The sequence below is a fragment of the Bradyrhizobium sp. genome (assembly GCF_049691595.1).
In the GTDB taxonomy this organism is placed as follows: domain Bacteria; phylum Pseudomonadota; class Alphaproteobacteria; order Rhizobiales; family Xanthobacteraceae; genus Bradyrhizobium.
Window position 1 is genome coordinate 1 of sequence record NZ_JBAVNZ010000191.1, and the last position, 2,600, is coordinate 2,600.

Sequence of the window (2,600 nt, forward strand, 5' to 3'; positions counted from 1 at the left end):
TTGATGCCGATCACCTCCGATGATGACGACACCAGCGGCCCGCCGGAATTGCCCGGATTGAGCGCGGCGTCGGTCTGGATCACGTCCTCGATGGTCCGGCCGCTCACCGAGCGGATCGAGCGCCCGAGTGCCGACACCACGCCGGCGGTGACGGTCGATTCGAAGCCCAAGGGATTGCCGATCGCGACCACGAGCTGGCCGCGGCGCAGGCTTTTTGAATTCCCCAGCGAGGCGTAGCGCAAGTCCCGCGCGCCGGCCGCCCGCAGCAAAGCCAGATCGGTATCGGGATCGACACCGAGCACATGGGCTTCGGTGACGAAGCCTTCGACATCCCGCAGCCGGATCTCTTTCGACGCGCCCACCACATGGTTGTTGGTCAGCACCAGGCCATCCGGCGAGATGACGATGCCGGAACCAAGCCCGCCGCGCTCGCGGGCGTTGCGCAGTTTCGGCCCGGTTTCGACGCGGACCACCGCCGGCCCGACGCGTTCGGTCACCTCGATCACGGCATTGGAATAGGCGTCGAGCAGCGCCTGGTCGTTTGCGGGGATGGATTCGGTGGTTCGCGATGACAGGCCGTCATCGGGGATATCCGAGGCAAAATCCAGCATGGCGAATTCCTTCGCGTGTCAGATGGTGGTCGGCTTTGGATGTCGCAAGAGCCGCGGCGCGGGCGCATGCGCCCTGCCCTCACGGCGCCCGGCGCCACGTCGAAGGCCGCGCCTTGACCGGGTCCAGCAACGACCAGTCGCCCTGCTCCAACTCGTATCCCTTGGGGAATGGCGGGCGAAGCTCCAGCCCGAGCGAGCGCAGCACGCGGTCGTCGCGATAGTAGCATTGCAGCACGACGCGAACGAGCGTCGCCGCCGCCGCTCCCCCTGTGGCGCGGAATTGCTGCGCGACGGCGTCGCATCGCGCGGGATCGAGATCGGAGAACGGTTTTCCGGCAAGCCGCGCGAGGTGATCGAGCGCGGCGCGCACCATCGCGGTGTCGCGGCCGAGCGTCGCGAGAATGTCGGCCTGGATCGCCGCATCGTCCGCGCCGGGCACGTTATATTCCGCGCTGGCAGGGATGATCATGGCGGCCACGACGCGCAGGTCGTCGCGCTGGGCTGGGGTGAGAGCGTTCTCGACTGGCATCGTTTCCTCAATCGAACAGATTGGCGAGGCGCTGCTTGATCTGGTCGGCGACATAGAGCGCGATGGCCTGGATGGTGGAGGTCGGGTTGACGCCGCCCGAGGTGACGAACACGCTGCCGTCGACGATGAAAAGGTTCTTCACGTCGTGGGAGCGGCCCCATTCGTTGACCACCGATCGTTCCGGGTCGGTGCCCATGCGCGCCGTGCCGAGCAGATGCCAGCCGCCGTACAGGATCGGGCAATTGACGCAGATGTCGGTCGCGCCGGCGGCTGCCAAAACCTCCTTGGCCCGCGCGATGCCGTGTTCCAGCATCTTCGTGCTGTTCTCGCCGATGACATAATCGATCCGCGGCGCCGGAATGCCGTGACTGTCTTTCAGCACCGGATCGAGCGTGACGCGGTTGTGTTCCTCCGGCAGGTCCTCGCAAATCGCCGACAGTCCGATCCGGTGGCCGTTGAGCCGGCGGAACACGGCGTGGTGATCCCTACCCCAGGGCAGAATGCCCTTGGCCTCACTGGTGACGGCTTCCATCACCGGCCCGATGCCGCGGCCGAATTGAAAGGCATAGCCCCGCACAAAATCGCGCGAAGAATCCGTCTCGTAAAACTCCTTGCTCCACAGGCAGGTCGGCGGCGCGCGGTTGCTGTCGGTCGGCGCGTCGACATAGCCGTAGAGCTGCGCGTAGGGATGGAACATCAGGTTCTTGCCGACCAGCCCGCTTGAATTGGCCAGCCCGTCGGGAAAGCGGCTGGAAGCCGAGTTCAGCAACAGCCGCGGCGTGCCGATGCCGTTGCAGGCGATCACGACCACTTCCGCGGGCTGGAACTGCTCGACGCCGTCCTTGTCGTAATAGACGACGCCCGAGGCCATGCCTTCCGCATTGGTCGTGATCTCGCGCACCCGGCAGTGCGTCCGCAGCTCGACGCCGGCGCGCAGCGCGGCCGGCCAGTAGGTGATATCGGTTGAGGCCTTGGCGCCTTGCGCGCAGGCCGGCGTGCAGTGGCCGAGATTGATGCAGCGCGCGCGTCCCTCGTAATCGACGGTCGCCACCGTCGTATCCGACGGCCACCAGTGCCAGCCGAGCCGGTTCATCGCCTTTCCGAACAGCGCGCCCGAACGGCCGAGCGGCTGCGGCGGCATCGGAGGTTCTGTCGGCGGAAAGGCGGGATCACCGGCGAGACCGGAGACACCCATCATCCGGTCGTTCTCGGCGAAGAACGGCGCCAGCGTGTCATAATCGATCGGCCAGTCATCGGCGACGCCGTCCAGCGTGCGCACGCGAAAATCGGACGGATGCAGCCGCGGAAAATGCGCCGTGTACATGATGGTCGAGCCGCCGACGCCATTGAAGTTCAGCACCTTGATCGGCGAATTATCGTCGTTGACCGGATAGTCCTCGGGCCGGGCGCGGATATTGGGACTCGGCGAGTAATCGCCGTAGAACCGCGCCTCCCAGTCC

Annotated in this window: 3 protein-coding genes; all 3 read right to left on the reverse strand. The window is 66.1% G+C overall.

The window, feature by feature from the left end; all coding sequences use genetic code 11:
* A partial coding sequence (locus tag WCE35_RS08880) for a S1C family serine protease (RefSeq protein ID WP_424592974.1) occupies positions 1 to 611 on the reverse strand: 611 nt, incomplete at its 3' end.
* A gap of 79 nt (positions 612 to 690) precedes the next feature.
* Positions 691 to 1,140 carry a hypothetical protein gene (locus WCE35_RS08885; protein ID WP_424592975.1) on the reverse strand — a complete coding sequence of 150 codons (450 nt, stop codon included), beginning with the start codon at positions 1,138 to 1,140 and terminating at the stop codon, positions 691 to 693.
* A gap of 7 nt (positions 1,141 to 1,147) precedes the next feature.
* Positions 1,148 to 2,600, reverse strand: a 1,453-nt coding sequence (locus WCE35_RS08890; RefSeq protein WP_424592976.1) for a GMC family oxidoreductase, incomplete at its 5' end; no start/stop codon positions are given.

Bases quoted from the DNA above. Each gene is read 5' to 3' on its own strand.
- WCE35_RS08885 (WP_424592975.1), bottom strand. From the start codon at position 1,140: ATGCCAGTCGAGAACGCTCTCACCCCAGCCCAGCGCGACGACCTGCGC.